The sequence below is a fragment of the Ruegeria sp. BB10 genome, from assembly GCF_056535725.1.
Genome location: NZ_JBQFIW010000001.1, coordinates 3,704,368 through 3,724,862, shown reverse-complemented (window position 1 = coordinate 3,724,862; position 20,495 = coordinate 3,704,368). Strand labels below are relative to the sequence as shown.

Below are 20,495 nucleotides of genomic sequence, written 5' to 3'. Positions count from 1 at the left end.
GAGGCCGCCCATGTCAGCGTCGACGACATCGCCAAGCGTCTGGTCGATTCAGGCTTCCACGCGCCCACCATGTCCCGCCGGTGGCCGGCACCCTGATGGTCGAGCCCACGGAATCGGAACCCATGGCGGAACTCGACCGCTTCTGCGACGCCATGCTGTCCATCCGGGCCGAAGCGCAGGACATCATCGACGGCAAGATCGACGCGGACAACAACCCGCTGAAAAACGCCCCCCACACGGTGCGCGATCTGGTCGGCGACTGGGATCGCCCCTACACCCGAGAACAGGCCTGCTTCCCGCCGGGCTCCATGGGCGTCGACAAATGCTGGTCCCCGTCAGCCGCGTCGACAACGCATGGCGACAGAAACCTCGTCTGCACATGCCCACCAATGGACGCATACCTCGACGCAGCTGAGTAAATCACACCCCCCGCCAAAGGCGGGGTCCACGACAAAACAACGCAGCCAAATCAGGCGGGGAGGAGAAATGAACACTATGTCCTCGGCAACAACCACGTACAGTTGGCCCGAACTGCCTCTGAACGGCTGCGAAGTATCGACGTTTTCTAAGCGATCCCGAGGCCGAAGGTTCGGCCGAAATGGTTACCGAGTTTTTACATGCTCTGAATGATCTTGTCGAAGATCACACCTATGCCGTCACCATTCGGAATACATCCGAAGCCTTTACTGGCGACCCCCTGTATTGGGCGGGTCGCACTGCGATTTTTTGGGGCGACATTCACAAACTCTGGCACTGCGCCAGACAGGACAAGACCCGCGTTGCGCAGATACTGAATCTGGCGTCACGCTCCATTCTGGTCGGGGGGGCTGCTCTGCTGCTGGCGCACAGCGCGAAGACTGATGAGCCCCTCGCCGCCATCCATCCGAATTTCTCGGCCGCAGCGCAGGAGATCGGGCTTGCCGACTGTCACAAACCCACGCACAAATCACCCGATGGGCGGGTACACAGTGCCGCGACCAAACTGAGCGCCCTGCGCCTGCTGGCGGAATTCGTAGCATTGGACCACGGTGAACATCTAGCCGAAAGTCTACGAGGCTACATTGGCCTTACCGAACCAAAACGCGGCTGTGCAAGCCAGTTGGCCAACCGCCTGATCCAACGGTCCGGGGCTGATCCGATGGTCCGGCAGGTGATCGACAAGATGCTGAACAATGTCGAAGACCCGCTGAAAATCTCGGACCTGTCGCAGGCGCTTGGGGCCTCGACCCGTCAATTGCAGCGGCGGTTTCTGAACAAGACCGGTGTCAAATTGTTGACCACCTATCGCGAGCTGCGGCTTGAGCGCGCCTACAGCTTGCTGCGCTATACCGACATGCCACGGCTTGAGATTTCAACAGCAACCGGTTTTCATCAGCTTCTGCCCAGGGCGGGCTTTCAGGCGCAGTATTCCACCACGCCGAGGCCGTTCGCGCTGCCGATTTGCCGGAGAACTTAGGGATCACGGCGCGCTGCACTAACCTGCCAGACACCTTGCCGGGCCCGTAAGTCCGGGCCAATCTGCACGAATTCTGCACAACTGCTGCAAGGTTCTGCGATCTGCCCCTGCAATCTTGAAACTCAAGCGGGAGGCTGATATGCCCAATGAACTTATAATCCGGGGTGCCCGCTCACTTGCCCATGATGGCTGGTGGCTGGCCAGTGAAAGTGGCACGTCGGTTGACCCAACGCCCCGCCTGCGACCCGGAAACGTGCTGGACGGCGTCCGAAGGTTTCCGCGGGTTACTGCACTGATCCTGCTTGTTCTGCTGGGCGATCTACTGTTCTGGGGCCACAAACCCGGGCTCTCACTGGCCCTTTTCGCTTGGTGCATCTTTGCTGCCGTCTGGGTGAAAAAGCCCACCCGCTCAAAACTACTGGTGCCCGCAGTTGTGTTGATGCTGGCCACCCTGCCCTTGATAGAACATGTCCAGCTTTTGGCGGTGACCTTCCTGATCTCGGGGCTGCTCAGCGCGATCGTGTTGTTGCAAATCCCACCAGAGGTCAAATACCGCAAGCTCCTTCCCTGGCTGGCCGGTGGAGTATTGCGCCTTATCAAAAGGGTTCCGACTGCCGGGCTGAAGGAATGCGCAACGCACGTTCGGGGATGGCGCCGTAAACCGGTAGCACATGGCGAAACCGGCCGTTCAATAGTTCATGTATTCATCCGCAACTGGGCCTTTCCGTTGGGTGGCTTCTTCGTGCTTGGGGCGTTGCTGATCAGTGCTAATCCGGTGTTGGAACATGCTTTGGTCCGAGTGCTTAAGGTCGATTTCGACCTGTTTGTGCTGATCCGCCGGATCGCGTTCTGGGGCGGGCTGGCCTTGTTGATCTGGCCGTTCCTGACAGCCCCCGCGCCGGATGCGCCTATGGCAGCCCCCACCCTAAGCTGGAACATGTCACGCCTGTTGAATGCCGGATCGGTTTTCAGGGCTTTGGTCCTGTTCAACCTCATGCTGGCGGCGCAGAGCATCATGGACATCTCGATCCTGTTCGGCGCCGCCGCCCTGCCCGAAGGTATGAGCCACGCCACATATGCCCATCGCGGCGCTTACCCCCTGCTGATGACGGCCTTGCTGGCCGGGGCCTTCGCACTGGCAGCGCGCCCCTTTCTTGGGCAAAGCCCAGCGTTGAAACCCTTGTTGCTTGTGTGGCTGGCGCAGAACGTTTTGCTGACCTTGTCCGCAGCGTTCCGGTTGGACTTGTATATCGACGCGTTTGGCCTGACTTACCTACGGATCTACGCGCTGATCTGGATGGGATTGGTGGCAATTGGGTTGGCCATGGTGGCCTGGCAGGTGCAAAGGGGGCGTTCGTCTGTCTGGTTGATGCTGCGGGTCACTATGTTGAGCGTGGGAACCCTCTATATCTGTGCGTTCATAAATTTCGCTGCGCTGATTGCGACGGATACATTGTCGCGTGCTGCAGATTCGGATACCGCGACCCGGACCGACTGGACCTATCTGTGTGGTTTGGGGCATTCGGCCTCCAAGGCAATTTCTACCCAGATTGCCAAACAGCCGATCATGCACATTCCCGACTGGGCGCAAAGCTGTGTGCATCCTGCCCCAACCCATCCGAACTGGCGCGAATGGGACTTTCGCACCGCACGTGTGAATGGCTATCTTACGGCGAACCCCAAAGGCGAGGCGCGATGAAAATCCTGTTGGTTGATGATGATCCCCGCCTGCGCGATCTGGCTGGTCTGGCGTTGGAACGCGCCGGCTTTCAGGTGATCACCGCCAGCGATGGCCAGATGGCCGTGACCCACGCCGCCCGCGAAGCACCGGATCTGATCGTCCTGGATATTGGCCTGCCCGAGATGGACGGGTTCGAGGTCTGCCGTCGCATCCGCGCCCGATCCGAGGTTCCGATCCTGTTCCTGACCGCGCGCGATGATGAGATTGACCGGATACTGGGCCTGGAAATGGGCGCAGATGACTATGTCACCAAACCCTTCAGCCCGCGTGAGCTGGTGGCGCGGGTGCGCGCGATCCTGAAACGTGCATCCGGGTCGCGATCCAGCCCGACCTTGACCCATGGACGGATCACGCTGGACCCAAGCGCGCATGTCTGCAGGTTGGACGGAAACGCCATATCGCTGACCGCGACCGAGTTCACTTTGCTGGCCACGCTGGTCGAACGTCCCAGTCAGGTACACACCCGCGCGCAGCTGATACAGGCGGTCTGGGGGGCGTTGTCGCAAGTCTCGGACCGTACTCTGGACAGCCATCTACGCAACTTGCGGGGTAAGCTGGCGCAGGCCGGTTGCACTGGGGTGATCGAAACTGTGCATGGTGTCGGCATCCGCATTCAGGACACCGCGGCATGAGGCGCGGCGCCCAGCCTTGCCTTCGTGCTGGGCGGCGCCCTATGCGGCACATTGCTGTTGTCCCTGACCGGGCTGGTTGCGTTTCGGTATCTGGGACCGGAACTGGGCTATCGCAATGCCGCCGTTTTGCTGGCGGTGATCATCACGGCGGCCACGGCTGTTCTAGGCTGGTTGTTGGTGCGGCTATTGCTGCGACCGATTTTTGCGCTGGAACGTTTTGCCACGCAGGTTGTTCGGCACCCCGCCGATCCCCTCTCGCCGCCCTCACGTTTTGGCACTCAAGAGCTTGGCACCACCGCCCAGCGCGTCATCGACATGGCCGAAACCCTGCGCAACCGTGAAACCACTATCCGCAGTTTCTCGGACCATGTCACGCATGAGTTGAAGACGCCTGTTGCAACACTTAGGGTAGCGACGGAATTACTGCGCGATGATGACACGCTATCGGCTGAAAACCTGAGGCTGGTGGACCAGATTGCCGGCGCGGGCGTGCAGATGGAACAGCAGATCGACGCCATGCGTCAGGTAGCCCGCGCGCGCGAGTCGCGTCATGAGGGGGTGACCTGTCTGAACGCGGTGCAAGACGCATTGTGCCGATTTTCCCACTCGAAATGCGTTTTGACGGCGGCGATCTAATTATCCCGATTGGTTCCAATGGCTTGCTGGTCGTGTTGCGCCAATTGCTCGGCAACGCGCAAGAACATGGCGCGCAGGTTGTGACCCTGTCGGCAACAGGAGACGATACCGAAGTGATCCTGCGGTTTAGCGATGATGGGCCAGGAATTTCCTCCGGCAATGCAGCGCGGGTATTTGATCCGTTCTTTACCACCAAACGCGATCAGGGCGGGACTGGTATGGGGCTGTCCATCGTGCGCAATACACTGCGGGCACATGGTGCGGATATCTCGTTACTACCGACACATGACGGCGCTGCTTTTCGATCTGTTTCGACCAAATAGGCGCAGATCATTCCAGGATCAGTCAGTGTTCTCGACGGTGCTAGTCGATCCAATCTGATGCGCCCCTGAAGGTCACGCTCAGATAAGATTAGGTTTCAGTCTCGTTTTCTTCGTGGCGCGCACGCCGCAGATCATTGATCATCGCCTTGGCAAGCGAGACACACATCAGCAACAAGACCACGCTAAAAGGCAGCGCACCAATGATCATGGAATTGGTCAATGCCTCAAGCCCGCCGCCCCGGCCATCAGCAGCGTTCCAATCACCAGCGTCAGCAACCCGCCCCACAAAACACGGTGCATGACCCCGGTTTTCTCGGCCCCGCCGGACATAATCGTGTTCATCACCAGAATGCCGGAATCCGCAGACGTGACCAGAAAGGTCATGGTCAGCACCACGCACATAAAACTGATGATTACCAGCAGATGTCCCGAGATCATCTCGCTGAGCGTCACAAATAGCGTCGCCGTGGTCGAGGCCGCGAGAATGGCGCCATCGGCGTCTCCGTTCAGTTCCAGATCAATGGCCGAGCCGCCCAGAATGGTCATCCGGGCAAAACAAACCAAAGACGGTGCAACCACTGCGCCAAGGATGAATTCGCGCACTGTGCGCCCACGCGAGATGCGGGCCAGAAACAGACCGACAAAAGGGGAAAAGGCAATCCACCACGCCCAATAGAAGGTCGTCCAGCCCGATTGCCAGCCGAACAGCCGCCCCGGTGTACCTGCATCATAGGCGGCCTGCTTTGTCGTGTCAGGCAGGTCGGCCACGTCCCCGCTTAACCCTGCCAAAAAGCTGTCACGCGTGTCCCAGGCATCAGTAGCGCCGGGAAACAGCTCGGCCACGAAGGGGGCGGCTTCAGGTGGCAGGGCTGCGGCATACTCGGATTGGGACATCGGGGAATGGGCCTGAAGGCTGAGCGGTATAAAATTGACGATATAGTCCACCAATGCCTGCCCATAGATCCTGATCGCAAAAGAAAACGAGCCAAAGAAAATGAACACCGCCAGAAGAATCAGCGACAGGATCAGATTGAGGTTCGAAAGGTATTTCACCCCTCGCCCCACGCCGGACACCGCCGAAAGGGTCGACATCATCATGACTAACGCCAGCGCCGCAATCAGACCAGCGGTCGAGGGTTTCATGACCCCTTCCATCAACCACTGCGCACTGGTGATCAGGAAGGCGCCGTCGACAAGCTGCGACACTCCGTACCCGATGGTCACCGCCACCCCGAGGATGGTCGCCACCACGCCCAATATGTCGATCACGTGGCCCGCAACCCCGTTGGAATACTCGCCCAACAGCGGCGTCAGCGCCGTTCTGATCGTCAGAGGCATGTCGCGAGTATAGGCGTAATAGGCTAAGCTCAACCCTGTCACCACGTAGATGGCCCAAGCGTGGAAACCTGTATGCAGAAAGGTATAGCGATAGGCACCCTGAATCGCCTCGGCGCTTTTCGGGGCGACCTCACCAGACATGGTAAGCGGATTTGATTCCCACAGGCCCAACGGTTCGGCCGTAGCATACACCATCAACCCAACGCCCAGCCCGGCCCCGAACATCATCGAAAACCATGAGAAGTTGGTGAATTCGGGCCGCTCATCATCACCCCCCAACCGCATACGCCCGGTGGCAGGAAGGAGAGCAACCACAAACAGAAAGAAGGCAAACAACGCGACCGAGAGGTTGTAGAAGACGTTAAACTCGCTCAGCAGCCCGGATTTCCACGATCTCAGCGTGTCATTCGCATTCAGCGGCCAGACCAACGCCCATAGCACCAGCAACGAGACCGTGATCTTGCTGACCAGCGCAATCGGCAGGTTGTAGCCCTTGTAAAACCCGCTGTCCTGCCGTTCGATTTTAAGATCCGTAAAGGGGTCTTGCAGCGACATTTTGCGTGGGCCCACCTCGGTTTCCGTGCCGTTCAGCATCCGAGAAACCCCGGAAGACTGCAACAATTTTCAGGTCTTGCGGGAACTACTCGTTGGCAGTTCGCAACCCAGACAGCCATTCCCGAACGGTCTGAAATGCCGCATACAGCACCGGGATCATAAGCAGACCCAGCGTGCTGTCCAGGATCATGCCAAACAGTACCGGATACCCCACCGAGACCCGCGCCGCCGCCCCTGCCCCGCTGGACAGAACCAGAGGCATAACCCCCACGATGAAACACAGGCCCGTCATCGTCACCGGCCGGAACCGGATTTCAGCCGCCTTTAAGGCCGCGTCCTTAATGCTGGCCCCGCTTTCACGTTGCTGATTGGCAAATTCGACCACCATGATCGCCTTTTTCGCGGCCAACCCGATTAGCAGCACCATCCCCACCTGCGCAAAGATATTGCTGGTCAGGAACGGTAATACCACCAATGGGATCAACGCGCCCAACAGGGCAAAGACCGCCGACGTGATGATCGACAGCGGCAGAATCCAGCTTTCATACAGCACCACAAGAAACAGATAAGCCAAGACCAGCGCCGACAGCATGATGAAGGGCACAAGCCCCTGTGCCTTCACCTCTTGCTGGTGACACCCGACCAGTCGATCCGAAACCCGTCAGGCAGCGTCTTGTCGGCAATCGCCTGCATCGCGATGATTCCGTCGCCCGAACTGACCCCTTCGGCCAATTGCGCACTGACCGAGGCCGCCGTGAACAGGTTGTAGCGCGGGATCGTGTCCGGTGCGAGGACCGGTTCGCTGCTGACGAAATTGCGCACGGGCAGCGAGTCTCCGGCGCTGTTTTTGACATAGATGTTATCCACGTCATCCAGCGTCTGACGGAATTCGGCATCGGCTGAAATCACCACCCAATAGACGCGCTCGTCCAGTATGAAGTTGTCCACGAAGTACGAGCTAAGATTGGCCTGCAACGCGGTAAAGATATCCGCCACGCTGACGCCTAGCGTCTCGGCACGGTCTCGGTCGATGGACAGCTTGTATTGCGGGCTTTGGGCCGAGAAATCGCCATGTGCACGCGAAAACTCGGGCGCGGCATTCAGGGCGGTTACAAAGCCGTTCATTACCGCATCCAATTGTGCCCCGTCGCCTTTGCCCAGATCCAGCAGTTGGACCGAGATACCCCCCGTCGAGCCCAACCCGTGAATGGTTGGAAAGGGAAACACGTATGAGACCCCCTCTGACAATGTCGCCAGCTGTCGTTCAAGCCCATGCATGATGGCGTACCACTGCAAATCCGGACTGGTGCGTTGATCCCATGGGGTGAGCGTAACAATGGCCATGCCCACATTCGAACGCCCCCCGGCCAGCATGGAATGACCCGAGACCGTTGTGACCGCTGCAACCCCTGGCGTCTGTTCGATCAGCTTACCCACCTGCGCCATGAAGGCCTGGGTGCGCTGTAACGAGGCCCCGTCCGGCAGTTCCATCGACGCCATCAGAACGCCGTTGTCTTCCTGCGGAATCAGGCCGGTGGGCACAGTTTTGAACAGATACACCGTCACGCCGACGGCCCCGGCAAACACCAGCAGCGACACCGCCATATAACGCAGCATCAGCGCCACAAGGCGCAGGTATTGGCGCCGTAACCAGACAATCACTGCCGGAACAATCGCCAGCGGACCGATGGGCCTGCTGTCAGTTTTCAGCATCATCGCGCACAAGACCGGTGCCAACGTCAGGGCGTTCACCGCAGACAGGACAAAGGCAAAGATGATCGTCAGCGCGAACTGGAAATAGATCGTCCCCGTCACGCCCGGAAAGAAGCACACCGGCACGAACACGGCTGCCAGAACAAAGGTCGTCGCCACGATCGGCCGGTTGACCTGAGACATCGCCTTCAGGGTCGCCGCACGCGGGTCCAGCCCCTCATCCCGCAGGATACGTTCGGCGTTCTCGATGATGATGATCGCGTCATCCACCACTAGGGTAATGGCCAGAACCAAAGCGAACAGCGTGATCATGTTGGCGCTGAACCCGATGGCATAAATCAGCGCCACAGCACCCAGTAGCGACACCGGGATGGCGATGGCCGGTACGATGGTTGCACGCAGGCTGGCCAGAAACAGAAAGGTCACCGCAATCACCAGCCCCGCCGTCAGGGCCAGCGTCGTCATGATATCGCGGATCGAAACACGCACCGCGTCAGTAACGTCATAGGTGATCTCATACGACACGCCCTTGGGAAATTTCGCCGACAGATCCTTCATCAAAGCGCGCAGTGAGTCTGAAATCTCAAGCGCGTTGGCGGCGCTTTCCTGATAGACGGCGATTGTGGCCGAGTCCTTGCCGTTCAGCTTGGTCGACCCGGAATAGGTGGCCGCGCCCAGCTCGATTCGAGCGATATCCTCAAGCCGCGTGACTGACCCGTCGGGGTTCGAGGCGACAATGATCCGCCCAAATTCCTCGGCATCGCGCAGCAGCCCCTCAGCCCGCAGCTTAAACTGGAAATCGGTTCGTCCCTCGGCAAATGGCGGTGCCCCGACTTGTCCGGCAGCGGCGATGACGTTCTGATCCTCGATGGCGTCGGCAACCTCGGACGCGGTGATATTCAACGCGGCCATACGCACCGGATTGATCCAGACCCGCATGCTGTATTCCAGCTGACCAAATTGCGACACCGTCCCTACCCCCGGCAATCGCTGCAACGGGTCGTGCAGGAAATCAGCACCGAAATTGCTGAGAAACAGCTCATCCCGCGATCCATCGGGCGAGGTCAGGTTGATCACCACAATCATATTGCCTGACCGCTTGGTAACCTCGACCCCTTGCTGCAATACGGCCGAGGGCAGTTCGGAACTGGCCAGCGCCACGCGGTTTTGCACCTCAACAGCCGCCACGTCGGGGTCAGTGCCTAGCTCAAAGGACACGTTCAGCATATAGGTGCCGTCATTCGAGCTTTTGGACGACAGCGATAACATGCCCGGAATGCCGTTCACACGCTCTTCGATGGGGGTGGCGACGGATTCAAGAATGACCTGCGCGTCCGCCCCCGGGTAAGACGTATCCACATAGATCTGCGGCGGCGTGATATGCGGGTATTCGGTAATCGGGATCAGGCGTACACAGACCGCGCCGAACAGAACCATCAGGATCGCAATCACGGCTGCAAAATGCGGCCTGTCGATGAAGTAGCGTGCGATCAAACCTGCCCCTAACCCTGACTGTCTACTGCTTTCACGACCAGCCCGTCATGTATCTTCTGAAGTCCCTGTACCACCACACGGTCGCCTTCGCTCAGCCCGGATACCACCTGAGTGCGGGTCGCGGTCTGAGTGCCGATCTCGATATTCTGCCGGTGGGTTTTGCCGTCACTGTCGACCGAAAACACGAAATAACCCTGCTTGTCGAACTGCACAGCGTTGCGCGGAACGGTCAGCACATTGGGCTCCTCTGAACCGGCCAAACCCACGGTCACGAATTGACCGGGGATCAGCACGCCGTCAGGGTTGGCGAAACTGGCGCGCAGCTCAATCGTGTCGGTGTTCTGGCTGACGCTGTCGCCCACGAATATGACTTCGCCCGTGGAGGCATAGGTTTTCCCATCCGCCAGTTTGATGTTTGTGGTCAGCTTGATATCGTCTGGCGTGATGCGCCCTTTGCGGCGTTCTTGCAGCAAGACCGGCTCGCTGATGTAAAAACTCACCAGCATCGGATCAACGCTGTTAACCGTTGCCAAAACTCCGGTATCGGAGCTTTACCAAATTGCCCGCATCCACCGCTGACAATCCGATGCGCCCATCAATGGGACTGAGGATTTCCGTGTAATCCAAATCAATCTGCGCGATTTTCAGATCGGCCCTCGCCTCATCCACCGCAGCCTGCCCTGCGGCATAGGTTGCCAATGCCGTGTCCAAAACAGCCTGTGGGACATCGCCCTTATCGAACAGAGCCTGCTGACGATCCAGCGCCGCTTTGTCGGTCTGCGCGCTGGCCAGCGCGCTTTTCAGCGCTGCCTGTGCGCTGTCCACACTGGCCGCGTATTTCTTCTTCGATGCGAAACAGCATCCCCTTTGGCGACTGTCCCGCCTTCGGTAAAATTGACTTCTTCCAGAAACCCTTCGACACGGGCCTGCAGATCGACGCTTTGATCCGCCACGACCCGGCCAACAAACTGGGCCTTTTCTGCAAATCCTCCAACGTCACCGGCGCGACGGTCACACTTGGCGGCGGCGCGTCGGACTGGGCCGCTGCCGGGCCCGGCAGAAACAGGGGGATCAATGCGCAAACAAACAGCTTGGTAGGGTTCATCAAGGACCCCCGGTAGTTTGTGATCCCTTCACTATCCCTGCATCCCCCACACGGTGCAACGGTTTTCTGACTGTCACGGCGCACGCATTTCCCTGCTATATCAATCCCTTTGATACAGGGCTTGCCTGTCGCTGGTTCTTGGGATTTTCTGACGCCAACCACCAATCAAAAGGCCGGGCCTTCATGAAACTTGAATTCCATCACATCAACTTTGTCTCGGACGATGTTGAGCGGTTGCACCGTTTCTACACTCAGGTTCTGGGGTTGGCCGATATCCCGATCGAGAATTTTCCTCGGCCCGATGAGACCGACGACAAGGGCTATAGCGGCAAGATCCGCTTTGCCACCGACGGGGCCATACAGATGCATCTGGCCGAAAAGAACCTCGACGTCGCGTTCAAACATGGTAAGACTATCAACCCTGTCGAACGCGGCCACATCGCGTTTCGCACCGATGATATCGAGGCGTTCAAAAAGCTGCTCGATGACAACGGCATTCCGTATTCGGACTATGGCACCGCATTCGCGAAAGAGTGGCACCAACTGTTCTTCTACGACCCCGAGGGCAATATCATCGAGGTTCATCAAGCGGTTTAGCCAGCATCGGAGGTATTGATTGAAACAGGCCGTATTGGTTGTCGACGTCCAACCCAGCTTTGACCCGCCTGATTGGCTGGTCGAACGCAGCCGTCTGTTGGCGACCAAATTCCCCTCGGTCGCTACCGTTGAACGCCATGACGAGGACAAAGTTCCCTTTTTTCGACAAATTGGGTGGAAGCCACGTTCTGTCGACGAAAGCCTTGTTCAGGCAGATCATATTGTCCTGAAATACGGCTACAGCCCGCCCCGGAAGTCATCGCACAATTTCAAAGCTGGAAAGTCGACCGTGTGCTGGTCTGTGGCATCCAGGCCGACACCTGCGTTCTTGCCGCAGGGTTCGCCCTATTTGACGCGGGCCTGCAACCGACCATAATTGCCGATACGGTTGTTGGGTCTTCGCTTGATCGCAGCGGTAAGCTGGGCGTGGACCTGTGGCAGCATCATTTTGGCCAGGTGATTGATAGGCACTCTGATATTTTGTGACGTCGCAATCTCTGTCCGCATCAGAGAGGAGAGCTATTGTGACCTCGAACCCCATTTTAAGAAAAACAGCCTTTGCCATTTTTGTGGCCATCCCTTGTGCAGCATATGCAGAAGGCTTTTCACTGACCGGCCAATACGAAGGGCGCTATGCCTGTGACAGCACCACGGGTGGCGTGCCCTCAAGCTGGTCCGACCCCATGAGTGCCGGGATCGTTCAGGACGGAGACCGCATATCCATCGACCTGCGATACACGGACAAACAAGAGCTTGGGGCTGAATACTCGCTTTATACCGGATCAGTTGTTCTGAACCCCGAGGGCACCTTGGTCAGCGGCTATTTCGAAGCCTGCGGCGGCACTTTCCCGTCGAAAGAACTTGCGCGGTTTTTTCCCGCTGCTGCAAACACGCCATTCAGTTTTTCGGTGACCAGTGTTTGGGCTTCGGATCAGGTGCCAAACCTGCCAGGCCTAACTGTTCAAACCTGCACCTGGAGCCTGCAGCGCGTGTCCACGGAAACACCCACAGTCAGGCAGTGCGAGACGGCGGCTCAATAAGGAAATTTTCAATCTGGACCTATTTCTTAAGTCCAGATGTTTAAATTGGATCCAAAAGACCCATATAGCCGCAATCTTATAAATTAACCGTGCTTGAACAGCGACAATTCCCCTGTCAGGCCCCCAATCAAACTGGATGGTCCCGATGAATTTTATTCTACGCGGTAGCCTGGTTACGCAAATCATCATCGGTCTGGTAGCCGGTGCCCTTCTCGCCACCCTCTGGCCCGCTGCTGGTTCAGCCGTCGGTCTGCTGGGTGATTTCTTTGTCGACGCGCTAAAAGCCGTCGCCCCCGTTCTGGTGCTGATCCTTGTCTGCGCCGCAATCACCAACCACAAGAAAGACAGCCAGGCCCGCATGGGGCCGGTGGTGATGTTATACATTCTCGGCACGTTTGCCGCTGCACTGGTTGCAGTGGGCGCCAGTTTCCTGTTCCCCGTCTCTTTGCACCTGACTGGCACGCCCGAGCTTTTGGACGCCCCGGACGGGCTGGCAGAGGTGGTCAAGAACATCCTGTTGAAGATCGTGGACAATCCGGTGAACGCGCTGGCGCAGGCCAACTATATCGGCATTCTCGCCTGGGCCATCGGCCTTGGACTGGTTTTCCGCCACGCCAGCGACTCGACCAAGACCCTGATGTCCGATCTGGATGGCGCGATCACCAAGATCGTGGCTGCAATCATCCGGGTTGCACCCATTGGTATTTTTGGCATCGTGGCCTCGACCATTGCTGAAACCGGCTTTGAAACGGTCGCCAGCTACGGCCAGCTGCTGTTGCTGCTGATTGGCTGCATGGCGTTCATGGCGCTGGTTGTGAACCCGCTAATCGTGTTCCTGCGCATTCGCAAGAACCCTTATCCGCTGGTATTCACCTGCTTGAAGGAATCCGGGATCACCGCGTTCTTCATGCGCAGCTCCGCCGCCAATATTCCAGTCAACATGGAGCTGTGCCGCCGCATGAATCTGGATGAAGAGACCTATTCGGTCACCATCCCCATCGGCGCCACAATCAACATGGCCGGTGCCGCCATCACCATCACCGTGATGACACTGGCGACCGTGCACACCATGGGAATTCAGGTCGATTTCTTCTCGGCTCTGTTCCTAAGCATTATCGCTTCGGTTGCAGCCACCGGCGCGTCGGGCGTCGCGGGCGGGTCCCTGTTGCTGATCCCAATGGCCGCCAGCCTGTTCGGTATCGACAACGCAACGGCCATGCAGGTGGTCAGCATCGGGTTCATTATCGGTGTTCTTCAGGACTCGGCGGAAACCGGTCTGAACTCGTCCACCGACGTGCTGTTCACGGCGGCAGGATCGTACAAGCAAGGCGATCCCTATCCCCGCAAACTGCCGATGGAGCAGGTCGCCGCCTAAGCGGCCCTGATCCCACCCCACAACCGTCAGGTTTTACTCGGCGGTTGTGGAGTCTGCACTACCCCAACCGGCGGCGCGCATTGCCGAAGTTAGATCCCGTACAGGACCTGGATCGGCAAATACCCTGGTTTTCAACGCCTCCAACGGAAAGTTTGGCCAGGTCCTGGCGTATAATTCGGCCAGTCTGCGTGCCTCACCCTGATCACCGTTTTTCCAATGCGCGGCCATCAGATAGGCAGTTGAAATTGGCCCGAATGGGCCGCCGCGCGCGATCGTATTCTCATAGGTTCGGATTGAGCCCGCATAGTCGCCGGTGTGAAACTGCGCCGCACCCAGCGCGTTTCCGGCCACCGACCCACCACCATCTTCAGCCAGCGCCTGATAATGCTGTGCCTGTGAAAGTACGCGTTCAAAGTCAGAAGTATAAAGCGATATCAGGGCGTCAAATTCCGCAATATGTGGATCATTAGGGGCCAGCTTGGTTGCCCTGTGAGTCAGACTGACGGCCTGATCGAAATTGCCGGCAGCGAACTCAGACCATGCTCTGGCCGACAAAGCCCAGGGCGCATCCGGGGCCAGTTCAAGTGCATGGGCACTATTCTTATCGGCAGCGCCAAGCAACTCCTCTGCGACAGGATCGTAGAACTGCAAAATGGCAAGCATGGTTTCCACCTGCGCAGCCCCTGCATAGCCGCAGTAATACAGCGGGTCCCGCTGTATAGCCGTTTCAAACACCATCAGAGCCGGGCGGAGCCGTTGTAAATCCACAACCGGAAAAATCAGGTCCTGACCAGCGCTACACAGGTTCATCGCCTCGACCCGGGTCGGAGAAACATCGTAGATCGTGGATTGATCGCCGGTGGTCGGTGGCGCATTGCGGCCGCTCAGATGCGTGGTTGCCACATAACCGCCAAGGCCCAGCAGAACCGCTCCGGTTACCGCTCCGACCAGCAGCAGGTTGCGCTTACCTCCAACCTCGGCCGCACCCGACCGAAACTCTGGCGCGTAGCTGCCGACGGGCAAGGTGATGACCACCGGGTCCGACGCGCCTTGCCCCCGTAATACGCCTTAAGTTTGCGCCGAACGCGACCCGCGTCGACACGACCCCTTCGCGTCGGGACAGGTCATCGGTGCTGTAACCATAGACGTCCATGGCAATCGTCTTGGCGCGGATTTCATCCGTGCGTCCGGCAAGCGCCTCGGTCACGACATAGGTCAGAAATGACTGCATCCGCGCCGAACCCTTGAAATCCTTCGACGCAAGAACCCGATCAAGCGCCGACTGGATCTGTTCCTTTGGGAACGATCCTGCATCCCTCTGCGTGGTATCGTCGGTTGCGGCAGTCAAGAACTATCCTTTCAAGGTAAGGACTTGGCGGCATTCTGCTACGGTAGCATGCGGTTTAATACGTTCAAGACATATTCTTGGACAGGCATGTTTGAATGGCGAATCCAGCGGATGCCGTTACAATGACAGATGATGACTTCTTTGCAGCACAGTTTCCCGGCGCGGCACATCAATTGCAGGCTTTGCGCGCGCGGGACAAGGAGTTTAACCAAATCTGCGCCGATTACCACGAGGTACTCCGCGAGTTGGCGCTTGCCCCGCGATCCGCAGGTGGAACGCAGACCCGTTACCTCGCGGATCTGGCCGAAAGTGTCTCGGACCTGCGAAGCAGTATTGAAAACGGCTGCACGCCCCTGACCGCACAAATGAGTGAAAGGTTGACCATGAAACTCTGTACCCTTCTGCCCCTGCTGATCCTGACCGCCAGCCCGGCCATTGCTCAGGACACCCCAATCATTCACGATGGTGAGTTCGAATACCTGCGCGCGCAGTTCGGCACTGGGACGCACAGGATGTTGAAATTGACGCCAAGCTTGCCGAAATCCGCGATGCGAATGGCGGCCAACCACCCAATTTCCTTTACATCCTGATTGATGACGTGAGCTTTGGTCAGATGGGCGACCGCAAGATGAACTACGTCATGGGGATCGAGACACCGAACATCAACCAGCTGGCAACCGAGGGTCTGTCGCTGATGCGAATGTATACAGAACCCTCCTGCACACCCACACGCACGGCAATGCTGACGGGCCGCCATCCGGTGCGAGCCGGGGTGGAAGAGGTCAAGGTGGCGCTGGTGGGCGAGGGTCTTCCGGCCTCAGAAGTAACCCTGCCAGAAATCCTGAAACAAGCGGGCTATAACACCGCCCATGTCGGCAAATGGCATCAGGGCGACATCGAACAATCCTACCCCCACAATCAGGGGTTCGACTGGGCCGCCTTCCCCCTGCACCAACAAGTACAGCTGAGCCTCATGACCCCCGAGGCGATGCGGTCCAATGCCATGCTCGGTTATGTTCCGGAAGGGCAGAATAACCAGTTCCTTTTGGACGCGAGGTTCAAACCCTACGGTCTGGTCACAGGTGTCGAGGCCGAGGCGGGGGGCGTGGCCCGCGAAGTCGACATGGCGGCGGGCGAGGTTTGGACCCAGGCGAAATACGAAGACATGAACCTGCGCTATCAGCAGCAAGCTCTGGAACAACTTCAGCGCGTTGCGGCTGAAGATGCGCCGTTCTTCCTGCAATACTGGCCGCTTTACCCGCTGAATTTCGTCTATCCCGATCAGGCGATTTCACGCAACGGGGGCTTTCACGCGGACAAGCTTCAATTGCTGGACGGCTGGATCGGTGATCTGCTGGCCGCGCTGGAAGAAACCGGCGAAGCCGACAACACAATCGTCGTCCTGATGGCCGACAATGGCCTGATGTATCACTACGAGGGCACCTCAGGCCTGAACCAGTTGATCTATCGCGGTGGCAAGACCCAGCATCTTGAGGGCGGTGTGCGCACCGATGCCTTCATCCGCTGGCCCAACGTCGTCGAAGCCAACAGTGCAGCCGGCGATATCTTTCACGTCTCTGATATATACACCACCATGGCCAGGATCGCGGGAGCGACGGACTATATCCCGCGCGATCGTGTAATTGACGGCATCGACCAGACCGCCCTTTTGCTGAACGGCGAAGGCCACGGACGGCGCGATTATGTCTATGTTTACGAGGGGCCGGTCCTACGGTCTGTGGTCAAGCAAGAGTTCAAGATGCACCTGCCTGCCCCCGGACAACCCGGCGCTGGCGCACCGACCTACAACATCTATCGCGACCCGCGCGAACAACACCCGCTGGTGGGGTATTCCCTTTGGGCCGGGGCCTCGTTTCAGGACATGGTCAAACGCCATCAGAAAATGATCGCCAAATACCCGCATTCCGAGATTGGCACTGGCCTGCCCTATGAAGGGATCGAAAACCTGCGTCCGGAATCGGAACTGGCGCGCGAAACCTTCATGAGCTGGCAATGAGGTAAACCGTAGAATTTTAGAAATAAACATCATAATGTTTCAATGTGAGAATGCCTCGGCAGCCATAGGCCAAGAGAACATCATGCATACAAGGGGAGTACGGAATGAAACTGGGATGGTTAATCACCTTGTCATCAGGTCTTGTGGCCACATCGGCATTGGCGCAGGAAAACCCCATTCAGCACGACGCCGAATTTTACGTTCTGCAAGCCCAGCACGCCGACCAATGGGCACAGGATGATGCTGCTGTAAACGATGCATTGGCCACTTTTCGGGACCGCAACGGCGGCAACCCTCCAAACATTGTCAGCGTGCTGATCGATGATATGGGCTTCGGCGACATGGGCATCCCCGAACTGAACGCGGTGCGGGGATATGAAACGCCAAATATCAACGACTTTTCGGATCAGGCTATGCGGATGGTGCGTATGTACACCGAGCCATCATGCACACCGACCCGTGTGGCACAGATGACTGGGCGTTTGCCGGTAAGGATGGGGATGGGCGACACCGCCGTGGATATAGCAGGGTTTGGCTTGCCCGGCGACGAGGTCACCCTACCGGAAGTTTTGAAACAGGCGGGCTATGCCACAAGCCATGTCGGAAAATGGCACATGGGCGGACATCGCTGAAAGCTGGGCCATGAACCAAGGCTTTGACTACGCCCAAATGGCCGTACACCAGCAAGGACAACTGACCATTTTCAACGATGATGCCATAAAGGAACAGGTATCTGTCGCGATCCGCGATTATGACGACAAATACACTTTGGACAATTGGTTCAGACCTGATGCATCCGCGATGATGACAGTAATCGAAGGCGAGGCCGACGGTCCGATCCGCGAAATCCGCATGGAAACAGGCGAACGTTGGAATGCCGCCAAATACGACGAGATGAACCAAGCCTTCAGGACAAAACCCTGTCTGAACTTGAGCGTTTGGCCGGCGATGAAGAACCTTTCTTTCTCCAATATTGGCCAATGATTCCCCTGGATAACACGCGTGCTGGTCGTGACGGACCCGAAAGCGCCAACGGCGGGCTGTATGTCGACAAAATGCAGTTGCTGGATCAATGGCTTGGTGACCTATTCGCCAAAGTGGACGAGCTTGGGCTAACTGAGAACACCATCATTGTCGTAATGGGCGACAATGGCCATTTCACCAAGTATTCTCCGCAATCAGGGTTCACCCCAATGATCTTCCGCGGTGGAAAAGCTGACACGACAGAAGGTGGTGTTCGTGTTGATGCCTTTATTCGCTGGCCGGGAATGATTGAAGAAGACGCATTGTTGAACAGCATTGTTCATGTCTCTGACATGTACACAACGTTTGCGCGGTTTGCTGGTGCGGAAGAGTTCATCCCTCGCGACCGGCTTGTCGATGGTGTGGACCAGTCGGCCGCACTTCTTTTTGCCGATGAATCCAAAGCACGCCGGGATCACGTGATCATCTACTCGGTCGCCAAGCCCGAAGCTATCGTCAAAGATCAGCTCAAGCTCAAGCTGCCGGGACCCGGTGAAAGCCCGATTGTTGCCAAGTTTTTCGACCTATATCGCGACACGCGTGAGGAGTATTCGGTGTCGACCGAAGTTGGTGCCTGGGGTGGACAGGAGTTCGTTCGGATTCTCGGGCGCCACAATGCGCGAAAGGAAAAATTCCCGGATACTCCTCCGGCCACGGGTGTTCCGTACGAGGGCATCGACAACATCCGCCCCGAGACACAGCAAGCGGTTGAAGCGTTCCTGGTCAAACGCCAATCGTCACAACAATAAGCTTAGACTGCCCGCAGTATTTCCGCGGGCGGCCTTTTCAACTGACAGCAGGTAAGGCGATGGCTGGAAACATAATCTTCGCACTTGGCATAGTGGTGTCGCTTGGCATTGGCTTTGTCTATTTCCGCGATCTGGGCGACATCTCGCAAATGCTGTTGAAGGTGAAGCGCGAGAATATGGTGCGGTTCATCCGGCATGAATACCGCCTGATCGGTATCGGGTTGGGCGCATTTGCCGTCTCCACGCTGACCTTTCTCTTTTTGGGTGGCGGGTCGTTCTGGTTGTGGGCTTTGTCTGCGTTGCTGGTGCTGTTCTTTTACGGCTTCCCTTATGTCTGGGTGCATCTGGGCCTGCGTAACCAATTGAACGAGGCGGCATTCTTTCCGATCAGTGAGGCCCGCAAATACGTCGGCCCAACCGCGCCGGTCATCGTGATGGATCACAACGGCCATGCCCGCGCGCACCCGGATGCACAGATCATGCGACCTCATCTGGCCGGTGACGTCGATGGGTTGGGCGGTGAAGATGTGGTGATGACCTATTGCGCAATGGCCAACCTCGGTCAGGGATACACCCCACGGATCGAGGGCAAGCGGCTGGACCTTGAGGTGCTGGCCCAGCACGGCAACAACCTGATCCTGCGCGACAATGAATCCGGCGAACCGATCCAGCATATCTATGGCTTCCGCGAGGCTGACCGCGACCCGAACGCAGATGGGCTCGCCTGCCCCCTGCGCCCCGAGGCGCAGATGAAGCCCTGGCCGACCTACCGGATGACGTTCCGAGGATTCCAAAAGGCCTTTCCCGACGGCGAAGTCTTTCTGAACAAACCCTCGTCCAATCCTCTGCTGCGGCTGCTGGACATGGTGACCGAAATCACCTTTGGCTGGGGCATCGGCCGCCAGCATCAGGAAGAAGCACCCGTGATGGACAATATGGATCGTTCCGATGACCGGCTGCCCAACAAGACCTATGTCTGGGGGATCACAATCGGCAAGGATGCCGCCTGCTGGACGGATGATTTCGTCATCGACAACAACTGGATCGTCAACGCCACCGTCGGTGGCCGCGATGTCGTAGTCAGTTTGGACCCGAAATACGAAAGCTTGGGCGTGTGGTATAATGACAGTGGTCAGCCCGTTTCACATTGCGATTTCTGGGGTGTGTCGGACCAGGGTCAGTTGCAACGGGTAGAAACTCTGCGGGCCGGAATATTCTGGCACGTCTGGTCCGAGTTTTTCCCGGACACTGACATAAATCGCGTCGGCTCGGGCGCAACGGATTCTGAGGACGTAGCGGCATAGAACCCATTTCGGAAACACATAATTTAAGACAGAAATAGTGAGGGACAGA

The 20,495-nt window shown here is 57.8% G+C and carries 21 protein-coding genes and 3 pseudogenes; 18 read left to right on the top strand and 6 right to left on the bottom strand.

What is annotated here, in order from left to right; all coding sequences use genetic code 11:
* The 6 genes and pseudogenes from ACR3EP_RS18995 to ACR3EP_RS18970 form a co-directional block, all read left to right on the top strand.
* Positions 1 to 419 (top strand): annotated as a pseudogene (locus ACR3EP_RS18995) (glycine dehydrogenase (aminomethyl-transferring)); the annotation flags it as partial.
* A 179-nt stretch (positions 420 to 598) separates the two neighbouring features.
* The gene (locus ACR3EP_RS18990; RefSeq protein ID WP_480638980.1) at positions 599 to 1,456 is read left to right on the top strand and encodes a helix-turn-helix domain-containing protein; all 858 of its coding nucleotides are present in this window, start codon (positions 599 to 601) and stop codon (positions 1,454 to 1,456) included.
* Positions 1,457 to 1,595: 139 nt separating this feature from the next.
* On the top strand, positions 1,596 to 3,155 hold the full coding sequence (locus ACR3EP_RS18985) for a DUF4153 domain-containing protein (protein WP_480638979.1): 1,560 nt from the start codon (positions 1,596 to 1,598) through the stop codon (positions 3,153 to 3,155).
* Positions 3,152 to 3,829, top strand: a complete 678-nt coding sequence (locus ACR3EP_RS18980) for a response regulator transcription factor (protein WP_480638978.1) — start codon at positions 3,152 to 3,154, stop codon at positions 3,827 to 3,829. Before ACR3EP_RS18985 ends, ACR3EP_RS18980 begins: the two co-directional genes overlap by 4 nt.
* Before the next feature lie 24 nt (positions 3,830 to 3,853).
* Positions 3,854 to 4,465 carry a histidine kinase dimerization/phospho-acceptor domain-containing protein gene (locus tag ACR3EP_RS18975; RefSeq protein WP_480638977.1) on the top strand — a complete coding sequence of 204 codons (612 nt, stop codon included), beginning with the start codon at positions 3,854 to 3,856 and terminating at the stop codon, positions 4,463 to 4,465.
* Positions 4,441 to 4,788, top strand: a complete 348-nt coding sequence (locus ACR3EP_RS18970; protein WP_480638976.1) for an ATP-binding protein — start codon at positions 4,441 to 4,443, stop codon at positions 4,786 to 4,788. Before ACR3EP_RS18975 ends, ACR3EP_RS18970 begins: the two co-directional genes overlap by 25 nt.
* Before the next feature lie 88 nt (positions 4,789 to 4,876).
* Here ACR3EP_RS18970 and ACR3EP_RS18965 read toward each other — a convergent pair.
* From ACR3EP_RS18965 to ACR3EP_RS18950, 4 genes and pseudogenes are all read right to left on the bottom strand, one after another.
* A pseudogene (locus ACR3EP_RS18965) lies at positions 4,877 to 6,681 on the bottom strand (BCCT family transporter).
* 85 nt (positions 6,682 to 6,766) lie between these two features.
* A pseudogene (locus tag ACR3EP_RS18960) lies at positions 6,767 to 9,831 on the bottom strand (efflux RND transporter permease subunit).
* Positions 9,832 to 9,896: 65 nt separating this feature from the next.
* Positions 9,897 to 10,421, bottom strand: a complete 525-nt coding sequence (locus ACR3EP_RS18955) for an efflux RND transporter periplasmic adaptor subunit (RefSeq protein ID WP_480638975.1) — start codon at positions 10,419 to 10,421, stop codon at positions 9,897 to 9,899.
* Positions 10,408 to 10,713, bottom strand: coding sequence for a hypothetical protein (locus ACR3EP_RS18950; protein WP_480638974.1), 306 nt, complete (start codon positions 10,711 to 10,713; stop codon positions 10,408 to 10,410). The genes ACR3EP_RS18955 and ACR3EP_RS18950 overlap by 14 nt, the downstream gene beginning before the upstream one ends.
* A 23-nt stretch (positions 10,714 to 10,736) precedes the next feature.
* Between ACR3EP_RS18950 and ACR3EP_RS18945 the strand changes: the two genes are divergently transcribed.
* From ACR3EP_RS18945 to sstT, 6 genes are all read left to right on the top strand, one after another.
* Positions 10,737 to 11,009 carry a hypothetical protein gene (locus ACR3EP_RS18945; protein ID WP_480638973.1) on the top strand — a complete coding sequence of 91 codons (273 nt, stop codon included), beginning with the start codon at positions 10,737 to 10,739 and terminating at the stop codon, positions 11,007 to 11,009.
* Between the two features lie 167 nt (positions 11,010 to 11,176).
* A complete protein-coding gene (locus tag ACR3EP_RS18940) occupies positions 11,177 to 11,590 on the top strand; it encodes a VOC family protein (RefSeq protein ID WP_480635720.1) in 414 nt (137 codons plus the stop codon).
* 19 nt (positions 11,591 to 11,609) lie between these two features.
* On the top strand, positions 11,610 to 11,966 hold the full coding sequence (locus ACR3EP_RS18935) for a hypothetical protein (protein WP_480639049.1): 357 nt from the start codon (positions 11,610 to 11,612) through the stop codon (positions 11,964 to 11,966).
* Positions 11,882 to 12,076 carry an isochorismatase family protein gene (locus tag ACR3EP_RS18930; protein ID WP_480638972.1) on the top strand — a complete coding sequence of 65 codons (195 nt, stop codon included), beginning with the start codon at positions 11,882 to 11,884 and terminating at the stop codon, positions 12,074 to 12,076. Before ACR3EP_RS18935 ends, ACR3EP_RS18930 begins: the two co-directional genes overlap by 85 nt.
* 38 nt (positions 12,077 to 12,114) lie before the next feature.
* The gene (locus ACR3EP_RS18925) at positions 12,115 to 12,630 is read left to right on the top strand and encodes a hypothetical protein (protein ID WP_170377934.1); all 516 of its coding nucleotides are present in this window, start codon (positions 12,115 to 12,117) and stop codon (positions 12,628 to 12,630) included.
* A gap of 145 nt (positions 12,631 to 12,775) precedes the next feature.
* A complete protein-coding gene (gene sstT, locus ACR3EP_RS18920) occupies positions 12,776 to 14,005 on the top strand; it encodes a serine/threonine transporter SstT (protein WP_170350941.1) in 1,230 nt (409 codons plus the stop codon).
* 33 nt (positions 14,006 to 14,038) lie between these two features.
* Here the strand turns inward: sstT and ACR3EP_RS18915 are convergent, their stop codons facing one another.
* A complete protein-coding gene (locus tag ACR3EP_RS18915) occupies positions 14,039 to 15,028 on the bottom strand; it encodes a tetratricopeptide repeat protein (RefSeq protein ID WP_480638971.1) in 990 nt (329 codons plus the stop codon).
* A complete protein-coding gene (locus ACR3EP_RS18910) occupies positions 14,970 to 15,353 on the bottom strand; it encodes a hypothetical protein (RefSeq protein WP_480638970.1) in 384 nt (127 codons plus the stop codon). The genes ACR3EP_RS18915 and ACR3EP_RS18910 overlap by 59 nt, the downstream gene beginning before the upstream one ends.
* Positions 15,354 to 15,475: 122 nt before the next feature.
* Between ACR3EP_RS18910 and ACR3EP_RS18905 the strand changes: the two genes are divergently transcribed.
* The 6 genes from ACR3EP_RS18905 (at position 15,476) to ACR3EP_RS18880 (ending at position 20,446) form a co-directional block, all read left to right on the top strand.
* Positions 15,476 to 15,943: a hypothetical protein gene (locus ACR3EP_RS18905; RefSeq protein WP_480638969.1), complete on the top strand. Its 468-nt coding sequence runs from the start codon at positions 15,476 to 15,478 to the stop codon at positions 15,941 to 15,943.
* An 8-nt stretch (positions 15,944 to 15,951) separates the two neighbouring features.
* Positions 15,952 to 17,370 carry a sulfatase-like hydrolase/transferase gene (locus ACR3EP_RS18900; RefSeq protein WP_480638968.1) on the top strand — a complete coding sequence of 473 codons (1,419 nt, stop codon included), beginning with the start codon at positions 15,952 to 15,954 and terminating at the stop codon, positions 17,368 to 17,370.
* Positions 17,371 to 17,474: 104 nt separating this feature from the next.
* Positions 17,475 to 18,002 (top strand): sulfatase-like hydrolase/transferase, encoded by a 528-nt coding sequence (locus tag ACR3EP_RS18895; RefSeq protein ID WP_480638967.1) that lies wholly within the window; start codon positions 17,475 to 17,477, stop codon positions 18,000 to 18,002.
* Entirely contained in the window at positions 17,956 to 18,354 is a 399-nt protein-coding gene (locus tag ACR3EP_RS18890; protein WP_480638966.1) for a hypothetical protein, read from the top strand. The genes ACR3EP_RS18895 and ACR3EP_RS18890 overlap by 47 nt, the downstream gene beginning before the upstream one ends.
* Positions 18,351 to 19,142 carry a sulfatase-like hydrolase/transferase gene (locus ACR3EP_RS18885; RefSeq protein WP_480638965.1) on the top strand — a complete coding sequence of 264 codons (792 nt, stop codon included), beginning with the start codon at positions 18,351 to 18,353 and terminating at the stop codon, positions 19,140 to 19,142. The genes ACR3EP_RS18890 and ACR3EP_RS18885 overlap by 4 nt, the downstream gene beginning before the upstream one ends.
* 59 nt (positions 19,143 to 19,201) lie before the next feature.
* Entirely contained in the window at positions 19,202 to 20,446 is a 1,245-nt protein-coding gene (locus ACR3EP_RS18880; RefSeq protein ID WP_480638964.1) for a DUF3179 domain-containing (seleno)protein, read from the top strand.
* The last annotated feature ends 49 nt before the right edge of the window (positions 20,447 to 20,495 follow it).

Bases quoted from the DNA above. Each gene is read 5' to 3' on its own strand.
- ACR3EP_RS18990 (WP_480638980.1), top strand. From the start codon at position 599: ATGGTTACCGAGTTTTTACATGCTCTGAATGATCTTGTCGAAGATCAC.
- ACR3EP_RS18985 (WP_480638979.1), top strand. From the start codon at position 1,596: ATGCCCAATGAACTTATAATCCGGGGTGCCCGCTCACTTGCCCATGAT.
- ACR3EP_RS18980 (WP_480638978.1), top strand. From the start codon at position 3,152: ATGAAAATCCTGTTGGTTGATGATGATCCCCGCCTGCGCGATCTGGCT.
- ACR3EP_RS18970 (WP_480638976.1), top strand. From the start codon at position 4,441: ATGCGTTTTGACGGCGGCGATCTAATTATCCCGATTGGTTCCAATGGC.
- ACR3EP_RS18945 (WP_480638973.1), top strand. From the start codon at position 10,737: ATGCGAAACAGCATCCCCTTTGGCGACTGTCCCGCCTTCGGTAAAATT.
- ACR3EP_RS18940 (WP_480635720.1), top strand. From the start codon at position 11,177: ATGAAACTTGAATTCCATCACATCAACTTTGTCTCGGACGATGTTGAG.
- sstT (WP_170350941.1), top strand. From the start codon at position 12,776: ATGAATTTTATTCTACGCGGTAGCCTGGTTACGCAAATCATCATCGGT.
- ACR3EP_RS18905 (WP_480638969.1), top strand. From the start codon at position 15,476: ATGACAGATGATGACTTCTTTGCAGCACAGTTTCCCGGCGCGGCACAT.
- ACR3EP_RS18895 (WP_480638967.1), top strand. From the start codon at position 17,475: ATGAAACTGGGATGGTTAATCACCTTGTCATCAGGTCTTGTGGCCACA.
- ACR3EP_RS18890 (WP_480638966.1), top strand. From the start codon at position 17,956: ATGCCACAAGCCATGTCGGAAAATGGCACATGGGCGGACATCGCTGAA.
- ACR3EP_RS18885 (WP_480638965.1), top strand. From the start codon at position 18,351: ATGATTCCCCTGGATAACACGCGTGCTGGTCGTGACGGACCCGAAAGC.
- ACR3EP_RS18880 (WP_480638964.1), top strand. From the start codon at position 19,202: ATGGCTGGAAACATAATCTTCGCACTTGGCATAGTGGTGTCGCTTGGC.